This is a genomic window from Lentzea flava (assembly GCF_014648475.1).
GTDB classification, from domain to species: domain Bacteria; phylum Actinomycetota; class Actinomycetes; order Mycobacteriales; family Pseudonocardiaceae; genus Lentzea; species Lentzea flava.
In genome coordinates, this window is record NZ_BMRE01000096.1 from 1 (window position 1) to 15,924 (window position 15,924).

The 15,924-nt window shown below is 69.8% G+C and carries 20 protein-coding genes; 19 read left to right on the forward strand and 1 reads right to left on the reverse strand.

The features are described 5' to 3' along the window. Window positions 1–841: 841 nt before the first annotated feature. The 3 genes from IEZ09_RS44395 (at window position 842) to IEZ09_RS44405 (ending at window position 3,549) form a co-directional block, all read left to right on the forward strand. The gene (locus IEZ09_RS44395) at window positions 842–1,687 is read left to right on the forward strand and encodes a hypothetical protein (RefSeq protein ID WP_189259885.1); all 846 of its coding nucleotides are present in this window, start codon (window positions 842–844) and stop codon (window positions 1,685–1,687) included. 115 nt (window positions 1,688–1,802) lie between these two features. Beyond that, window positions 1,803–2,300: a helix-turn-helix domain-containing protein gene (locus IEZ09_RS44400; protein ID WP_229813509.1), complete on the forward strand. Its 498-nt coding sequence runs from the start codon at window positions 1,803–1,805 to the stop codon at window positions 2,298–2,300. Then, window positions 2,293–3,549 carry a PBSX family phage terminase large subunit gene (locus IEZ09_RS44405; protein ID WP_189259886.1) on the forward strand — a complete coding sequence of 419 codons (1,257 nt, stop codon included), beginning with the start codon at window positions 2,293–2,295 and terminating at the stop codon, window positions 3,547–3,549. The genes IEZ09_RS44400 and IEZ09_RS44405 overlap by 8 nt, the downstream gene beginning before the upstream one ends. A 216-nt stretch (window positions 3,550–3,765) precedes the next feature. Here IEZ09_RS44405 and IEZ09_RS47175 read toward each other — a convergent pair whose 3' ends face one another. Continuing rightward, window positions 3,766–4,167 (reverse strand): hypothetical protein, encoded by a 402-nt coding sequence (locus tag IEZ09_RS47175; RefSeq protein ID WP_229813510.1) that lies wholly within the window; start codon window positions 4,165–4,167, stop codon window positions 3,766–3,768. A gap of 175 nt (window positions 4,168–4,342) precedes the next feature. On the opposite strand from IEZ09_RS47175, the gene IEZ09_RS47180 reads away from it, so the two are divergent. The 16 genes from IEZ09_RS47180 to IEZ09_RS44485 all read left to right on the forward strand — a co-directional run bounded on the left by IEZ09_RS47180 (window position 4,343) and on the right by IEZ09_RS44485 (window position 15,873). Beyond that, a complete protein-coding gene (locus IEZ09_RS47180; RefSeq protein WP_229813511.1) occupies window positions 4,343–5,122 on the forward strand; it encodes a phage portal protein in 780 nt (259 codons plus the stop codon). Next, window positions 5,100–7,040: a phage minor capsid protein gene (locus IEZ09_RS44415; RefSeq protein WP_189259887.1), complete on the forward strand. Its 1,941-nt coding sequence runs from the start codon at window positions 5,100–5,102 to the stop codon at window positions 7,038–7,040. Before IEZ09_RS47180 ends, IEZ09_RS44415 begins: the two co-directional genes overlap by 23 nt. Further along, on the forward strand, window positions 7,037–7,228 hold the full coding sequence (locus IEZ09_RS44420) for a hypothetical protein (RefSeq protein ID WP_189259888.1): 192 nt from the start codon (window positions 7,037–7,039) through the stop codon (window positions 7,226–7,228). Before IEZ09_RS44415 ends, IEZ09_RS44420 begins: the two co-directional genes overlap by 4 nt. A gap of 95 nt (window positions 7,229–7,323) precedes the next feature. Next, window positions 7,324–7,944 (forward strand): hypothetical protein, encoded by a 621-nt coding sequence (locus tag IEZ09_RS44425; protein WP_189259889.1) that lies wholly within the window; start codon window positions 7,324–7,326, stop codon window positions 7,942–7,944. Window positions 7,945–7,946: 2 nt separating this feature from the next. Then, entirely contained in the window at window positions 7,947–8,825 is an 879-nt protein-coding gene (locus tag IEZ09_RS44430) for a major capsid protein (protein WP_189259890.1), read from the forward strand. Further along, window positions 8,825–9,094 carry a hypothetical protein gene (locus tag IEZ09_RS44435; RefSeq protein ID WP_189259891.1) on the forward strand — a complete coding sequence of 90 codons (270 nt, stop codon included), beginning with the start codon at window positions 8,825–8,827 and terminating at the stop codon, window positions 9,092–9,094. The genes IEZ09_RS44430 and IEZ09_RS44435 overlap by 1 nt, the downstream gene beginning before the upstream one ends. An 11-nt stretch (window positions 9,095–9,105) precedes the next feature. Beyond that, window positions 9,106–9,513, forward strand: coding sequence for a hypothetical protein (locus IEZ09_RS44440; RefSeq protein WP_189259892.1), 408 nt, complete (start codon window positions 9,106–9,108; stop codon window positions 9,511–9,513). Window positions 9,514–9,535: 22 nt separating this feature from the next. Next, a complete protein-coding gene (locus IEZ09_RS44445) occupies window positions 9,536–9,859 on the forward strand; it encodes a hypothetical protein (RefSeq protein WP_189259893.1) in 324 nt (107 codons plus the stop codon). Window positions 9,860–10,019: 160 nt separating this feature from the next. Next, window positions 10,020–10,646 carry a hypothetical protein gene (locus IEZ09_RS44450; protein WP_189259894.1) on the forward strand — a complete coding sequence of 209 codons (627 nt, stop codon included), beginning with the start codon at window positions 10,020–10,022 and terminating at the stop codon, window positions 10,644–10,646. A 47-nt stretch (window positions 10,647–10,693) separates the two neighbouring features. Beyond that, entirely contained in the window at window positions 10,694–11,062 is a 369-nt protein-coding gene (locus tag IEZ09_RS44455) for a minor capsid protein (RefSeq protein WP_229813512.1), read from the forward strand. Beyond that, window positions 11,059–11,493 carry a minor capsid protein gene (locus tag IEZ09_RS44460; RefSeq protein WP_189259895.1) on the forward strand — a complete coding sequence of 145 codons (435 nt, stop codon included), beginning with the start codon at window positions 11,059–11,061 and terminating at the stop codon, window positions 11,491–11,493. Before IEZ09_RS44455 ends, IEZ09_RS44460 begins: the two co-directional genes overlap by 4 nt. Before the next feature lie 28 nt (window positions 11,494–11,521). Next, window positions 11,522–12,022: a phage tail tube protein gene (locus IEZ09_RS44465; protein ID WP_189259896.1), complete on the forward strand. Its 501-nt coding sequence runs from the start codon at window positions 11,522–11,524 to the stop codon at window positions 12,020–12,022. Then, complete coding sequence (locus tag IEZ09_RS44470; RefSeq protein ID WP_189259897.1) at window positions 12,022–12,519, forward strand: DUF7426 family protein; 498 nt, start codon at window positions 12,022–12,024, stop codon at window positions 12,517–12,519. The genes IEZ09_RS44465 and IEZ09_RS44470 overlap by 1 nt, the downstream gene beginning before the upstream one ends. Window positions 12,520–12,730: 211 nt before the next feature. Continuing rightward, complete coding sequence (locus tag IEZ09_RS44475; RefSeq protein ID WP_189259898.1) at window positions 12,731–14,788, forward strand: phage tail tape measure protein; 2,058 nt, start codon at window positions 12,731–12,733, stop codon at window positions 14,786–14,788. 28 nt (window positions 14,789–14,816) lie between these two features. Further along, on the forward strand, window positions 14,817–15,002 hold the full coding sequence (locus tag IEZ09_RS44480; RefSeq protein WP_189259899.1) for a hypothetical protein: 186 nt from the start codon (window positions 14,817–14,819) through the stop codon (window positions 15,000–15,002). 58 nt (window positions 15,003–15,060) lie between these two features. After that, window positions 15,061–15,873 carry an immunoglobulin domain-containing protein gene (locus IEZ09_RS44485; RefSeq protein WP_229813513.1) on the forward strand — a complete coding sequence of 271 codons (813 nt, stop codon included), beginning with the start codon at window positions 15,061–15,063 and terminating at the stop codon, window positions 15,871–15,873. The last annotated feature ends 51 nt before the right edge of the window (window positions 15,874–15,924 follow it).

A 15,924-nucleotide genomic window follows, 5' to 3' on the forward strand; every position in this document is an offset into this window, starting at 1 on the left:
CCGGTTCTACTTCCTCCAACCGGACACAACAAGATCAACTTAAGCTACGCGGCATTGGGCAGTAGGGTCGCCCTCCGGTTCGACAACTGGTTCATCTCTATATCTAGCGAGATAGGCGCAGCTAGCCGAACTTGCAGATGGGTCGCAGACCCATACAAAAACGGCCGTTTTTGCCGTCCGTTTTTGCGTCCGAAAAAATGTCCGAAGTTGTTCGCGCACGCAGAGTGTCATAGTGTGGTAGTGCGATGGTGCGATCAGCACGTCGCGCGTTGGGGGCGACGGCCCGCCACGTGTGTTCAGACCACACGTCACCGGCAGGCCGCCGCCAAGGGGTTACCTTCCGCCGCGCAGCCTGCGAGCAGCTATGCGAAGTGCCCCAGCGAGCGGTCTCGTACCTGTTGCGAGACCGCTCCATCCTCCGAGGTCAGCGGCTATCCCAACCGCATCCACCCCGAGAGCGCCCCACTCCAGCAGGCCGGCGATTCGCTCGCGCACCTCGTCAGGCGGTACCCCTTTACGTCGAACCACGATGACCCTTTCCCGCTTCCGCCTACAGCATCCCGACTCTCAGGCGCTCATGCCGGAAACGACAGTTCCCCGACTGGAAAGGAATGGGCAACGGGTTCAACAGGTGTCATTAAAGGCGATTAACCATCGAGTCCGCAACGCGGCACCCCGATCCGGGGAAGCAACGTCCAGACCACCGATTACAGCTCCGCCCACCTGGGTGGGCCTCCTGCTCTCTCCTGCACCCACACACCTAGACCAATCCCCGCCGATTATGTGCTGCACGTCACAGGCTGCTCGTTGATTGGTGACATCTCGGGCGCACGGTTGGCTCGTGATCCCTTGTTCATCGCCCCCGTGCAGCAACCCGACCGACCTCGACGTCTACGTGTGCGGGCTGTGCCTCGGCAGGCTCGACGGCGACCTCGCCGACGTGGCCGACCTCGCCGAGGAACTCGACACCACGATCGCCCGCCAGACGCGAACCGGGATGCCCGTCGGCTCCCGCAATGCCGAGGTAGGGCTGCCCTACAACGACGGCGCCGCCGAGGTCGGCCGCGACCTGCGGTCGGTGCTGTCGACCTGGGTTCGTGAGCTGTGGGAGACGCACGGGCCGCGCCGGGTGGTCATCACCGCGGCCAACGTCAGGACGACCGAGCTGGACCCGCTGGACCTCGACGACACCCTCGCGGAGATGGCCGCCTGGTTGCGGCGCCACCCGTCGTGGATCGAGTACCACCCGGCGGGCGGCGAGCTGGTCGACGAGATCGCCGACGCCGTCGAGCGCGTGCGCCGGGCGGTCGACCTTCCTCCGGCCCGCACGTACTGCGGACCCTGCCCGGACTGCGGGACCGACCTCTACGCGCGCCCAGACCGTGAGCTGGTCCGGTGTCGCGAGTGCGAGGCCCGGCACGAGGTCGAGGCGCGACGGGCCGCGCTGCTCGACGCCGCACGCGGGCACCTCGGCACTGCCGCCGAGATCGCCCGCGCGTTGCCGAGGCTGCTCGGCCGCGAGCTGTCGGCGAACTCGCTGCGCACCTGGGCACGTACCGGGAAGCTCACGCGACGTCCGCCGGACGCGCAGGGCCGAACCCGGTACCTGGTCGGCGAGGTGATCGACGTCGCGCTCGCGACCCCGACGCGGTCGCGTGTCACCCGCGCCGAGCCCTCGTGTGCATAAACTGCGAAACCGCAGCGGGTGAACTGTGCCCATCCCCCCCGGCACACGGCCCCGAGACCCACCTCCCCCGGTCTCGGGGCCGTCGCATGTCTGGACGCAGGCGAGGTGATTTCCCTTGCCGCGCAACCAGGTCGCCGACGCCGACCGCGACCGCGTGCGCGAGCTGCACGCCGAGGGCAAGAGCCGCAACGACATCGCCCGTGTAACCGGGCGCTCGGCGTCGACGGTGACCGTGATCGCCCGCGAGTTGGGGCTGTCGTTCGACAGCAGCAAGACGGCCGCCGCGACGCAGGCTCGGCAGACCGACAACCGTGCCCGCCGCGCCGAGATCACCAGCAGGCTCTACGGCCGCGCCGAGCAGGTGCTCGCCCGCCTGGAGTCGCCGGGCTACAAGTTCACGGCGACCACGGTGCACGGCATCGAAACCAAGGTGCTCGACCACGTGCCCGCGCAGGACGAGAAGTCACTCGCGAGCGCGCTGTCGACGCACCTCGGCGCCGCCGCCCGGCTCGAAGCGATCGACGCCGAGAAGGGCAGCGAGGGCGCTAAGTCCATGTTGACCGGGCTCGCCGTCGCGCTCGGCATCGCCACCACCACGGCTGTCGATGAATGATCTTCCGCTGTCGCCGAGGCAGCTCGAATCGCTGCGCGAGTCGACGACGCGCGTGTCGATCTGGTCCGGGGCCATCCGCAGCGGCAAGACCATCGCGAGCCTGTTGCGCTGGTTGATCTACGTCGCGAACGCACCGCGTGGTGGTCAGCTCGTGGTCGTCGGCCGCACGCGGGACTCAGTAGCGCGCAACGTCTTCGCGCCACTACAAGACCCGTCACTGTTCGGGCCGATCGCCGACCTTGTGCACTACACGCCGGGGGCGCCTACCGCGCGCATCCTCGACCGTGTCGTGTACGTGCTCGGCGCGAGCGACTCGAAAGCCGAGAAGGTGCTGCGCGGTCTGACGTGCTGCGGCGCCTACGTCGACGAGCTGACCGTTATCGCAGAAGAGTTTTTCGTGCAGTTGCTCGGTCGGATGAGCGTCCCCGGCGCGCAGCTTTTCGCGACGACGAACCCCGACTCGCCGGCCCACTGGGTGCGGCGCCGCTACCTCGACAGGCTCTCTGAGCTGCCCGACTGGCGTTCGTTCGCCTTCACACTCGACGACAACCCGGCGCTGACCGAGTCCTACAAGGACTCGATCCGTCGCGAGTACACGGGCCTGTGGTTCCGGCGGTTCGTCAAGGGCGAGTGGGTCGCGGCCGAGGGCGCCGTGTTCGACATGTGGGACCCCGCCGAGCACGTCGTGCCGTGGGCCGAGCTGCCAGACATGGCGCGGCTGCTCGCCGTCGGGATCGACTACGGCACCACGAACCCGACGTCGGCGATCCTGCTCGGCGAGGGCGTCGACGACCGGCTGTACCTGGTCGACGAGTGGCGCCACGACCCCGCGCACGCGCGGGTACGGCTCACCGACGCGCAACTCTCCGCCGGGCTGCGCGACTGGCTCACGGTGCCGCACCTGCCACGCCCGAACGTGCTGCGTCCGCAGTGGATCGTCGCCGACCCGGCGGCGGCATCCTTCAGGGTGCAGCTCCACAACGACGGCGTCACCACGGCCGCAGCCGACAACGACGTCGCGTACGGCATCCGCGTCGTGTCGAGCCTGCTCGCCGAGAAGCGGCTGCGGGTCGCCGACCGGTGCACCGGGTTCGTCGCCGAGGCGCCCGGTTACGCGTGGGACGACAAGGCGACCGCCAAGGGCGTGGACCAACCGGTGAAGGTCGCCGACCACTCGCTCGACGCCGGGCGCTACGCCATCACCACAACGGAAAACCTTTGGCGCGCAACGCTTGCGCTCGCCGCGTGACCTACGACAGGAGGTCACGCCATGCGCGACCAGTGGCCCCCGAAGCCGTTCGACATCGCCGCGAGCAAGATGCGCGAGTGGAACGCCTGGTACGTGGGCAAGGCCGAGGACCTCGCCGCGCTCTACGGCAACGGCCCGGTTGTCCACTCGCGCCCGTCGCAGTACCGGGGTGGTCTGGTCGGCGCGGTGAGCCGCTTCTTCTGGGGGCGCCCGGTCTCACCGCGGGGACAGCAACGGACCCGCGTGCACATCCCGCTCGCCTCGGACCTGGCAACCATGTCGTCCGACCTGCTGTTCGCCGAGCCGCCGCGCGTGCGTGTCGAGAACTCCAGCGCGCAGACGCGGCTCGACCAGATCATCAACACCCCGCAGACACACAGCGCGCTCCTGGAGGCCGCCGAGGTCGCCGCCGCGCTCGGCGGTGCGTACCTGCGGGTGGTGTGGGACGGCGACGTTCGCCCGCACGCGATGCTCGACGCGGTCGACGCCGACGCCGCCGTGCCCGAGTGGCGTTGGAAGACGCTGCACGCGGTCACGTTCTGGCAGACCGTCGCGCACTCCGACGGCGCCGGGGTGCTGCGGCACCTCGAACGCCACGAAGCGGGCCGCATCGTGCACGCGCTGCACCTCGGGACCGAGGATGAGCTCGGCCGCGCAATCCCGCTCACCGAGCACCCGTCGACGGCGTGGGCCGCCGAGCTGGTCGACGCCGACGGGGCGATCGAGACCGGTACCCGTCGGCTGACCGTGACGTACTGGCCCGAACATCCGGCCGTCGCGCGAGTGGCGATCGGTGCCCGCGCTGCGTCCGTTGGGGCGCAGCGATTTCGACGGCGTCGAGCCGCTGCTCGACGTGCTCGACGAGGTGTACTCGTCATGGGTCCGCGACGTCCGGCTCGCCCGCGCGCGGCTGATCGTGCCCGCCGGGTTCCTGCAACCGCTCGGCCCCGGTCAGGGCGCGATGTTCGACGACGACCAAGAGGTGTTCACCGAGCTGAACATGCTCACCGGTCGCAGCGAGTCCAAGCCGATCACGGCGACGCAGTTCGAGATCAGGGTCGCCGAGCACAAGGCCACGGCCGAGCAGATCACGCACGACATCTTGCGGGCCGCCGGGTACGCGCCGTCCAGCTTCGGCGAGACCAACGGCCGCGCCACCGGGGTCACCGCGACCGAGGTCGTCGACCGCAGGGAGTTGTCGGAGACCACCCGCGACAAGAAGTCGCGTTACTGGTCCGCCGCGCTCGCGCCGATCACCGCGGCCTTGCTCGACGTCGACCGGCACGTGTTCGGCACGCCCGGCGTCGCCCTGGACGAGGACCCGGTCGTGAGCTTCGGCGACCAGGCGCAGGCCGACGTCGGCGACCTCGCGCGCACCGCGCAGGCGTTGCTCGCCGCCGAGGCCGCCTCGACCGACGTGCGGGTGCGGATCGTGCACCCCGACTGGGACGACGACCAGGTCGACGCCGAGGTCGCCCGGATCTTCGCCGAAACCGGCCGCAACGTTCCCGACCCCGCCACCTGGCGTGGCCCGCAGGACGGGGGCGCTGATGGCCTGGGAACCGTCGCCTGACGATGACCCGCGCGACATCGTCGAGCAGCTCGCCCGCGACATCCTCGCTGTGTTCACCGAGGCCGAGGCGCGGCTGCTCGCCGACATCGCCCGCCGGGCCCGCCTCGGGAACGACGTCCCGGAGTGGGCCACGCAGAAGGCATCGGCGGTGCGCGAGGTCCGACTCGCAGTCGAGCGGATGCTCACCCAGCTACGCGCCGAGACCGGCTCGGCCGCCGCCGAGGCGGTGCTCGCCGCTTGGCAGGCCGGGGCCGCCGCAGGCCTCGCGCAGCTCGCCGACGCCGGGGCGCTCGACCGCTCCCAGCTCGCCGCGCTGCGCGACGTGATCCCCGGCATGGACGCCGCCGCGCTGCTCGCGGCCGACCTGACGTCGAGGCTCGACGCCCTGTATCTGCGGGTGCTGCGGTGGGCGCAGGACGCCTACCAAGTCGCGGTAGCCGCAGCGGCGCCATTGCAGTTGCTCGGCATGGCGACGACCCGCTCGGCGCAGCGCTCCGCCTGGGATCGGCTGGTCTCGCAGGGCGTGACCGGGTTCGTTGACCGGTCCGGGCGGTCGTGGAACCTGGCGAGCTACGTCGAGATGGCGACCCGGACGGCGTGTGCGAGGGCGTGGAACGACGGGCATCTCGCGCGCATGGAGCAGCTCGGCGTCGAGCTGGTCACCGTCTCCAACACCACCGACGGGTGCGCGCTGTGCTCCGTGTGGCAAGGAAAAATCCTCGCCAGGGCCGGCGACGCAGGCCCGCGCACCGTCGAGAACGGACTCACCGGCGAGCCCGTCGAGGTCGACGTCGCCGCCACCGTGGAGCAGGCCCGCGCCGCCGGGCTGTTCCACCCCAACTGTCGGCACACGCTGCTCCCGTACATCCCCGGCGTGACCCGGCTCGCCGAACCGGCCGAGCACGACCACGCCGCCGAGGACGAACGCGAGCACCTGCGCGAGCTGGAACGCAAGGTACGGCGCGAGAAGCGCAAGGAGTCCGGCGCGCTCGACGACACCGACGCCCGTAAAGCACAGGCCCGTATGCGCGAGCTGCAAGCCGAGATCCGCGAGCACGTCGCCACCACCGGGTTGAACCGCAAGCGCTACCGCGAGCAGACCAACCTCGGCCACGGCACCGCGGGCAAAGCTCGTGCCCGCCGCAAGGCCGTCGACGAGCACGTCGTCGAGGGCACCGTCGAGCAGGCGCGGCTCGACGCCGTCGCGGCCGAGCAGGCACGGCGACGCGAGCAGGAACGCCTCGCCGCCGAGCAGGCCGAGCAGCAGGCGCGCGAGCAGCTCGCCGCCGAACTGGCCGCGCTCACCGACGACGACCTCGACGCCCGGCTCGCCGAGGTCGCCGACGACGAGACGGCCGTCGACGCGGTACTCAACGAGATGGACCGCCGCCAGGCCGAGGCCGACGCCGCCGAGGCCCGCCGCGAACGCGACCGGGAACGACGCGAGCAGCAGCGCGAGCAACGCCGCGCCGAGCAGCTCGCCGAGTACGAACGCCTTGTCGCCGACGGCATAGACGACGAACATGCGTGGGCGCAGGCCACCGGCACAACGGTCGAGAAGTTGCAGCGCGAGGACGCCATCAGGCGACTACGGGCCGACGGCTACACCGGTCGCGGGTTCGACGAGTTAGCCCGTGCCGCGTATCGCGACTACGTCGCAGAACAGTTCTGGCAGGCCGAGGAAGACACCAACGGCTACCTGCTCAACAACGCGGGCGAGGCCGCAGGCGTCGACGCGCGCGAGCTGTTCACCGGACCCGTTGGCCGCGCGCGCAAGTGGGCATCCGACGAGCTGCTCGGCTGGTGGGACGAACACGGCCGCATGTCCTTCGACGAGTACGCCGCGTGGCTGCTCGGCCGGGCCGCCATCGCCCGCGAGGCCGGGCGCCGCACCGGCGGGGAGAACTGGTTGCAGTGACCCGCTCCGCCGATGTCCTCGCCGCCTACGCCGCCGGACGGCTCGCCGCCGAGCAACGGCAACCGGCCGCGAACCCGTACCGGACGGCCGAGGGAGCAACTCGAGCTCCCGCTCGATCGCTCGCTATCGCGTGGCGGGCCGGGTTCCGGCGAGTCACCGCCGCGTTCCCCGTCGACTACGCGGCCTAGCCGCCGCGACCGCCCTCCACAACGACATGTGGTGCGCCCGCCGCTCGACCTGGCGCCCCGCTCCCTTCCCCATCGCTGGCCTAGGAGGTCTGCCCATGTCCGCACCCGTCTCCGCCGAGACCGGCGAGGGTGCCCCGACCGAGACGGCGCCGGAGTCCACCGGCGCCCCGACCACCACCACGCCACCCGGCGATGATGGCACCGGCTCGGCCACCACGCCGCCGGAGCAGACCGCGCCCGACGTCGACGCGCTGCGCGCCGAGCTTGCCGAGTGGCGCGCCAAGGCCGAGGGGCAGCAGGGCGTCGTCGACAAGATCGCCGCCGCGCTCGGCATCGGCACCGCGGGCACCCCGCCGACCGTCGAGCAGGTCACCGAGCAGCTCACCACGGCGCAGACCGAAGCGCGCGAGCGCGCGGTCGACCTGGCCGTGTTCCGGGCCGCACCCGCAGCGAACGCCGACCCCGACGCGCTGCTCGACTCGACCGCGTTCCGGCGCCGCGTCGCCGACCTCGACCCCGCCGACGCGAAGTTCGGCGAGCAGGTCGCCGCCGCCATCGCCGACGCGGTGAAGGCAAACCCAAGGCTCGCAACAACTCCGGCCGCTCCGCAGCGCAGCGGCGGAGAGATCACCGGCGGCTCGCCGACCACCTCCGACGACCTCGGCTCGCTGTCAGTCGAGGACTACATCAAGCGCACCCGGAAGAGGGGTAACTGACCTTGCCCAACCAGCTTCTCACCGTGGACGTGATCGCCCGCGAAGCGATCGCGACCCTGTACGAACAGACCGTCATGGCCGGGCTCGTGCACCGCGACTACGAAGGCGACTTCACGGGCAACAGCGGCGACACGATCACGATCCGCAAGCCCGCCGTCTTCCAGGTCAACGAGTTCAACCGGCAGACCGGAATCCAGTTGCAGGAGGCCCGCGAGGGCTCGACCACGCTCACCCTGGACAAGGTCCCCGACGTGTCGTTCGCGGTCACGTCCGAGGACTGGACGATGCGCATTACCGACTTCCGCGAGCAGTTCCTCGCACCCGCGATGGAGGCCATTGCGCAGTACGCCGACCGGCTCGTGCTCGGCCTGCGCGCCGACATCACGCAGACCGTCGAGTACAACCCGGCGGCCCCGAACCCGTCGGATGTGCTGGTGGACGCCGGGCTGGTCCTCAACAGCGCGAACGTGCCGACGGCCGAGCGCCGGGCGGTGGAAAGCCCGACGTTGACGGCACTGTTCCAAAAGGACCCGCTGTTTGTTCAGGCGCAGCAGGTCGGCGACGACGGGACCGCGCTGCGCGAGGCCTCGATCGGCCGCAAACGTGGTTTCGACAACTACATGAGCCAGAACGTCAAGGACGACGTCAGCGTCGCGTTCCGGCGTGAGGCGTTCGCCCTGGCAACCCGCACTCTGGCGCTGCCGCGAGGCATCGGCGCCGGGCAGGGCGCCGTCGTGAACTACAAGGGCCTTGGCCTGCGGGTGATCTACGGCTACGACATGAGCAAGAAGCAGGACGTTGTCAGCATTGACGCGCTGATGGGCGTCAAGACCCTGGACCCGAAGCGTGCCGTTCTGATCAAGCGCAAGGCGGGCGCCTGATGCTGTCCTACCGCAACCGCCGCACCGGTGAGGTGCACGTGCCCGAGCCGGGCTCGTGGATGGCCGACCGGCTCGACGGGCTGCCGCAGGTGTGGGAGCCCGTCGAGTCCGTCGAGGGCACCCTGCCCCCGGCGAAACCGGCGCGCAGCGCCCGCAAGTCCGAATGGGTCACCTATGCCCTGACGCGCGGCTACAGCCGCGAGGACGCCGAGAGCCTCTCGCGCGACGACCTCGCCCGGCTGCTCAACGACCCCGACGCCGAGGCGTAGACACGGTGCGCGTGTACGCCACGGTGGACGAACTGCGCGACTACGCAGGCGCCCACGTCGTCACCGACGACTCGCCGCGCCGCCTCGCCCGTGCCTCGGAGCTGGTCGACTCCCATCTGCTCGCCGCCGTGTACGAGGTCGACGCGCAGCGCTACCCGACCGGCGCCGAGGAACGCGACGCACTGCGCCGGGCAACCTGCGCCGTCGTGGAGTGGTGGCACGAGACCGGCGACCCCGTCGGCGCCGCCGGACAGTACAGCGAGTCGCAGATCGGCACCGTGCGGCTCAAGCGCGCCGACCCCGCCGTGCCGTCGGACATCGCCCCGAACGCGGTCCGCATCCTCACCACGGCCGGGCTCCTCGCGCAGTACCCGCTCGCCCCTGACCGGTGGGTCACCGGCTACGGCAAGCCGCAGTAACGCAGGTAGCCGGGGGTGATGCGTGCAGATCCCCGCGGTGCTGTTGCCGCACACCATCACCGTGCGCCCGTACCTCGGCATCGGTCCCTACGGCGACGTGTGGGGCGACCCGGTCGTCGTGCGCGAGGTGTTCGTCGAGGACCGGCGCCGCCTGGTCCGCAACCAGTCCGGAGAGGAACTCGTGAGCGAGTCCACCGTGCGCGCTCGGCCGCACGTGTGCATCCCGGTCGGCTCAAAAGTCACTGTCTGGCAAGGAACATCGCTCGAACGCACCGGACGCGTGATCACCGCGAGCCTGTTCGACCACCCGTCGAGCTGGTCGCACATCGAGGTCGCTCTCTCCTGATGCTCTCCTCTGCCATCAGACAGGGGCAGGGGGAGGGGGAGGGGTGATAATCCGACAGTGGGGTGTAACGTCATGGTCGGTCTAGTGTCTGCGTTGCTCTTCGCGTAGCCGAAGTAAAGATTCGCAACTCGCACTAGAATTGGACCGAAGAATGACCCCTTTGAGTGTCGACTACTTCAAGTTCGGCGACATCGTGAGCGTACGATGGCACGGCAACGTGTGGGTTCCCGGTCGCGTAGTTGGCCATGTCGAGACACCAGCATATGAAAACGAACGGTACCGATACGAGAACTATCTCGAAAGCCCCGAGGAGTACCGGAACCCAATTCCGCCACCGGACGAGTCCAATAGGTTTGCGGTCAAGGTGGCGATAAATCGTCCTTCATTTGGTGAAATCTACTGGCGACACCGCTATTTCTTCGCAGGATTCCCGACGTTTGATGAGCGTTCACCCGATGACGTCCACCTGATCGGACATGATCCCAGCTGGGACGCCTTCGCCGTCGAGCCGTATGCACCGGCCGAAAGGTACAGAAGTTCGGGCATGTACCTTCCCGGTAACTACTACCACAACGAAACACCGGTGTGGGCTTGGGAAAACGGCGAGTGGCACCCGGCAACGGTAACCAACGTAGAACGTTGGATCTCGGTCCGATACCTCAAGGGGTTCAGAGACAGTAAAGGTAACGGCGGAAAAAGTTATCGAACTTGGCAGATTTCGCCTGTAATTTCCGAGCGATCCTCTGTTTTTGAGGCACTCCTGAGCAGAGGGAACGGCACGCACTAGCTCTTCCAAAATCCTGCCAGCGCTATCCCGCTGAAGCGGAGGTGCGATTGGCTGTAGAAATCGGCAGGAACGGCGCCGTCCGCGTTGGGTGGAACGGCGCGGCCGTCACCGAGCAGGCCCGCGAGGGTGCCGCGCGCGGCCTGGCGCTCGGCGCCGAGCACGTGCGCGGGGTGTCGGTGGACCTGGCGCCGCTGGACACGGCGGCACTGCGGAACTCGGCGACGGCGAGCCACGACCCCGACGCGCTCACCGCCGCCGTTTCCTACGACACCCCTTACGCGGCAAGGCAGCACGAGGAACTCGACTACCACCACCGCACCGGCGGACCGAAGTACCTCGAACGCGCGCTCGTATCCGAGGCCGACCTCGTCGCCCGCCTGGTGCAGGCGCAGATACGCAAGGCGCTCGGCACGTGAGCTGGACACGCACCCTCGCGCACGGGCTCGCCGAGCACCTCGCGGCCGCGGGCATCGCCGTCTACCGCCCGACCGGCGCCTACCGCGACGACGAGGTCGGCATCGTCATCGGCACCGTGCCCGCCGCACCGGCGCGTGTCCTGGTGCTCTCCCTCTATCCGCTGGCCGACGACGTCGACCAGGCCGACAGCGTGCTCGGCCTCCAAGTCCGCGCCCGCAGCGGCGGAGCGGACCCGCGCGAGGTGCTCGACCGGCTCGACGACGTGTTCGACGAGCTGCACGGCGCGACGCACCTCGACCTCGGCGGCGCCCTGGTCCACCTCGTCGTGCGCACATCGTCGGTGCCGATGAGCCGCGACCAGTCCGGCCGCTACGAGCACGCCGACACCTACCAACTCACCGCCCACAGGCCCACACGACACCGCAGCTAGGAGGCCCCGCCTAGTGGCTCTACGTTCTTTGCTGGCAAAGGATTGGACGCTTCAGGTCGACACCCGTACCGCCGGCGCAACCGCCCCACAGTGGACACGAATCGGTGGTCTGACGAGCTTCACCGAGACGACCGACGACAACACCGAAGACGATGGCTCGTTCGACGATGACGGGTGGGGTAGTTCCGTTGTCACGCAACGGACCTGGTCGATCGAGGCCGAGGGCAAGCGCAAGCGCACCGACGCGCAGGCGTTCACCCCGGACCCCGGACAGGAAGCGATCCGCAAGGCCGCGCGCATCGTCGGGTTCGCCGCGCACGTGCGGGTTCGCTGGTATCGCAAGGACGGATCACCCGACGCCTACGAGGGTGTGTCGACGGTGTCCGGGTTCACCAAGGGTGGCGGGAAGACGGACCTTGAGCCGTTCAACTTCACCCTGAACGGCCAGGGCGCCCCGACCGAGATCCCCAACCCCGCAACCACTCCGGCGGGCGCGAGCGTCGCCGAGACAGGCAAGGAGGTCGCCTGATGGCGTTCGTTGATCTGTCCGAGGTGCTCGACGCTGATCTGTCGTTGCCCTACAAGGGAAAGACCTACGTCGTGCCGCCCGTCGACGCCGAGACCGGTCTGCGATTTCAGCGGCTCGCCGCCGTGGCGGCACAGGCCGCGAAAGCCGCCGAGGCGGGCGAGCCGTTCGACCCGAACGCGGTCGCGCTCGACGACGACGAAGAGGCCGACCTGTTCCGGCGGGCGCTCGGTCCGGTCTACGAGGAGATGCTCGCCGACCGGGTGCCGTGGCCTGTGCTCAAGGTCGCGGGCATGACGGCGTGGCTCGATGCGGCGTTTAACCGGGAGACCGCAGAGGCGTACTGGAACGCGGCAGGCTCCCCAAACCAGACGGCCGGGAATCGGGAGACGCGTCGAGCGGCGGACCGATCGACCCGGCGACAGGGCTCCGCGAGTGGTACGACCCGGACCCGGTCGACCAGGGCGACGGCGACGGGCACACGTGGACGGAAGTCCTAGAACGCTGGCAACTCGTCGAGGCTGACCTGCACCAGGTCTACGGCGTCGACGTCGAGTCGGGCATTCTCGCCGCCCGGTCGTGGCGGTGGCTGCGGGTCCGTGTCGCCGGGCTGCTCTCGTGCGAGTCGAGGCTCGCCCGCGCGTTCGCTCCCCCGGAACACCACCCGCGCCGCCGGTAGGCGCCCGTCCAGTGCGCCGGGGGTGATGCCCCGTGGCGTTGACTATCGGCGAGTTGGTCGGGTTCCTCCGGATCGACAACAGCGGGTGGAGCCGAGGTCTCGCTCGCGGTCGAGGTGAGCTCGACAAGTTCAGCCGCGACGCCGACGGCCGCCTGCGGGACCTACGCGGGCGGTTCGTCGCCGAGGGCGAGGCCTCGGGCAAGGGGTTCGGCGCCGGGCTCGGCAAGCTGCGCGAGTACGCCGACAAGGTCCGTGACGTCGGCAACCAGGCGGGCGCCTCGTTCGGGCGCCTCGCGCTGTCCATGTCGAACGTCGCGACCGCGTCGTCGGTCGTGCACGGGGTCGTGCCGATCGTGGCCTCGCTCGGCGGCGCCCTGGCGCTGCTGCCCGCCGTCGGTGTCGCGGTCGGTGTCGGCATGTTGGCCGCCAAGGTCGGCATGTCCGGGTTCGGCGACGCGATGTCGTCGACGGACGACCCGGAGAAGTTCGCCGAGAGCCTCGGCAAGCTCTCGCCCGCCGCGCGCTCGACCGCACTCGCCGTGCGGGACCTCGCTCCGGCGTGGAAGGCCGTCAAGCAAGAGACGCAACAGAACCTGTTCGCCGGGCTCGCCGACGACATGCGCGCGCTCGGGAGCGGCTACCTGCCCGTGCTGAAAACCGGTCTCTCGGGGATCACCGCGGAGTTCAACACCGCCGCGCGCGGCACGGCCGGGTTCCTCGCCGAGGCCAACCAGGTTCAGACCGTCTCGGGGATCTTCGGGCAGGTCCGGACGTCGATAGGCAACACCACGACCGTGGTTCAGCCGCTCGTGTCGATCCTGCTCGACCTGGTCGCCGTCGGTACGACATTCCTGCCCGGCATGACCGACGGGTTCGGCTCGGCCGCGCAGTCAGCCGCCGAATTCGTAAGCGCAGCAAGGGAAAGCGGGCGGCTCGGCGAGTGGATCGCCGGCGGTCTGTCCACGCTGGAGCAGCTCGGCGACGTGTTCGGGAACCTGTTCGGGATCGTGCGCGCGGTCTACGGCGCGTTGGACTCCGGCGGGGCGAGCCTGCTCGACACGCTGACGCGGGTCACGGGCATGGTGCGCGGATTCCTGGAGTCGTTCGAGGGACAGCAGGCGCTCGCCTCGCTCGCGTCGCTGCTCGGCACCGTCTCGGGCGTCGTCACCGGCGTGGTGCTGACCGCGCTCCGGCAGCTCGCCCCGGTGGTCGTCGCGCTGACACCCGGTTTCGCGCAACTCGCGACACAGGTCGGTTCTGTACTGACCGCTGCCCTGCTCGTCGCCGGGCCTCTGCTGCTGGACTTGGCGACGTTCCTCTCGGACAACATGACGTGGCTCGGGCCGCTCGCGCTCGGGCTTTACGCTGCGGCACAAGCGTTTCAGATCGTCGCGGTCGCCGTCCGCGTGCTGAACGTCCTCACGATGATGAACCCGTGGGCGCTGCTGATCGCGGCTACGGTGGCGCTGGTCGTGCTGATCGTGTCCAACTGGGACACCATCGTTGCGGCCGTCGGCGCCGCGTGGGACTGGCTGGTACAGGCCGGACGCACGGCGTGGGAGTGGATCGTCAACGCGGTGAAGGCGGCCGTCGACTTCCTGCTCTGGCTGTTCCTGAACTGGTCGCTACCGGGCCTGATCATCAAGCACTGGGACACCATCGTTGCCGGAGTCCGGCTCGCGGTGCAGTGGGTGCTCGACGCGGTCGGCTGGCTCGGCTCGCTGCCCGCCAAGGTGGGCGCCTGGTTCGGGCAGGTCAAAGACTGGATCGTTCAGAAGTGGTCCGAGGCGGTCGACTGGCTGCGGGGCATCCCGCAGCGCATCCTCGGCGCGCTCGGCGACCTCGGCCGTCTGCTGCACGACACCGGCATGAACATCATCCGAGGCCTGCTCAATGGCTTCTCGTCGATGGCGGGCGCCATCCGCGACAAGCTGCTCGGGGATGGTCAAAGCGGCGTGGGGCTCCGTGCTGGACTTCTTCGGCATCCGCTCACCGTCGCGCCTCGCCGCCGAGGCAGGCGTGCACGTCGGCGAAGGACTCGTCAACGGCCTGGCTCGCATGTCGGGTGCGGTAGACCGTGCTTTCCTTGACATGGCGGCACTTCCGCCGATTCCTAAGGTGGTCATTCCGGCGCCTCGGCTCGCCACGCCGGGCGGTCCGGGCTCGGGCTCGCTGGACCCGTTCGACGTCCGGCGTGCCGCTGGTCCGGTGGTGCACGTGACCAACCACTACCCGCAGGCCGAACCGACCTCGACGACGGTCAACCGGTCGTTGCAGTACGCGGGCGCGCTGGGGGTGATCTGACCAGGCGACGTACACAGTGGACGGCGTTCCGCTCGATCACCCCGCCGGGTGCTGGAAGTTGCTCACCGGGACGCAGGTCCGGCCGTTGCCCGGCGTGCGGGCCGCGTCCGTCGCCGTGCCCGGTCGCGCTGGTGTCCTGCCGATGGTCGGTGAGGACGTCGAGGCGACCACGATCGGCCTGCAACTCGGTGTGCGGGGTGTCGGCCCGGACGGCGTCGACCGTGGCGCCGCCGGGCTCGACGCCAACCTGCAAGCGTTGTACGCGCTGTTCGGTGTGCGGCACCGGCTGCTCGACGTCCGGTACCGGGCGGCGCCCGGCGTCGGCGAGGTCGCCGCCGAGGCCGCGGTGATCTCGGCGTCCGAACCGCAGGTGTGGATCGGCGCCGCCCGTGCCCGGCTCGCCGTGGTGCTGCGCGTGCCCGGCGTGTTCTGGCGCGATTCGACGCCGTCCGCCTGGTCCACGCGCACGATCGGCGCAGTTCAGCGCGTTGACGTGCTCGACGGAGCGACCGCGCCCGTCGTCGACGCCGTCCTGCGGATCACCGGCCCCATCACCGATCTGCGGATCACCGACACCGCCACCGGTGGATGGCTCGGCTACCCCGGCACGCTCGCCGCCGGGCGGGCGCTGCGGGTGCACTGCGGACGGATGGACGCGCACGAAGCGCCGTCGGTGTCGTTCGACGGCACCGAGGCGAACGCGACCGGACGCGTCGTCACCGGTGGCCCCGGCTCCGGCTCGCGGTTGCTGGCGCTCACGCCTCAGGCGGTGACATCGGCACACGACCGTGGTGTGCAGGTGCTCGTCGAGGGCACCGGCACCAGCGACACCACGCTCGTCGAGCTACGAGCGAGAAGGGCGTACCTGTGAGTTTCCTAAGTCAACCTCGGCGCCTTGTTGATCTTGGTGGCGTGGTGGATG

Coding starts and splice junctions, on each gene's coding strand:
- IEZ09_RS44405 (WP_189259886.1), top strand. CDS start 2,293: ATGAATGATCTTCCGCTGTCGCCGAGGCAGCTCGAATCGCTGCGCGAG.
- IEZ09_RS44415 (WP_189259887.1), top strand. CDS start 5,100: ATGGCCTGGGAACCGTCGCCTGACGATGACCCGCGCGACATCGTCGAG.
- IEZ09_RS44425 (WP_189259889.1), top strand. CDS start 7,324: ATGTCCGCACCCGTCTCCGCCGAGACCGGCGAGGGTGCCCCGACCGAG.
- IEZ09_RS44435 (WP_189259891.1), top strand. CDS start 8,825: ATGCTGTCCTACCGCAACCGCCGCACCGGTGAGGTGCACGTGCCCGAG.
- IEZ09_RS44470 (WP_189259897.1), top strand. CDS start 12,022: ATGGCGTTCGTTGATCTGTCCGAGGTGCTCGACGCTGATCTGTCGTTG.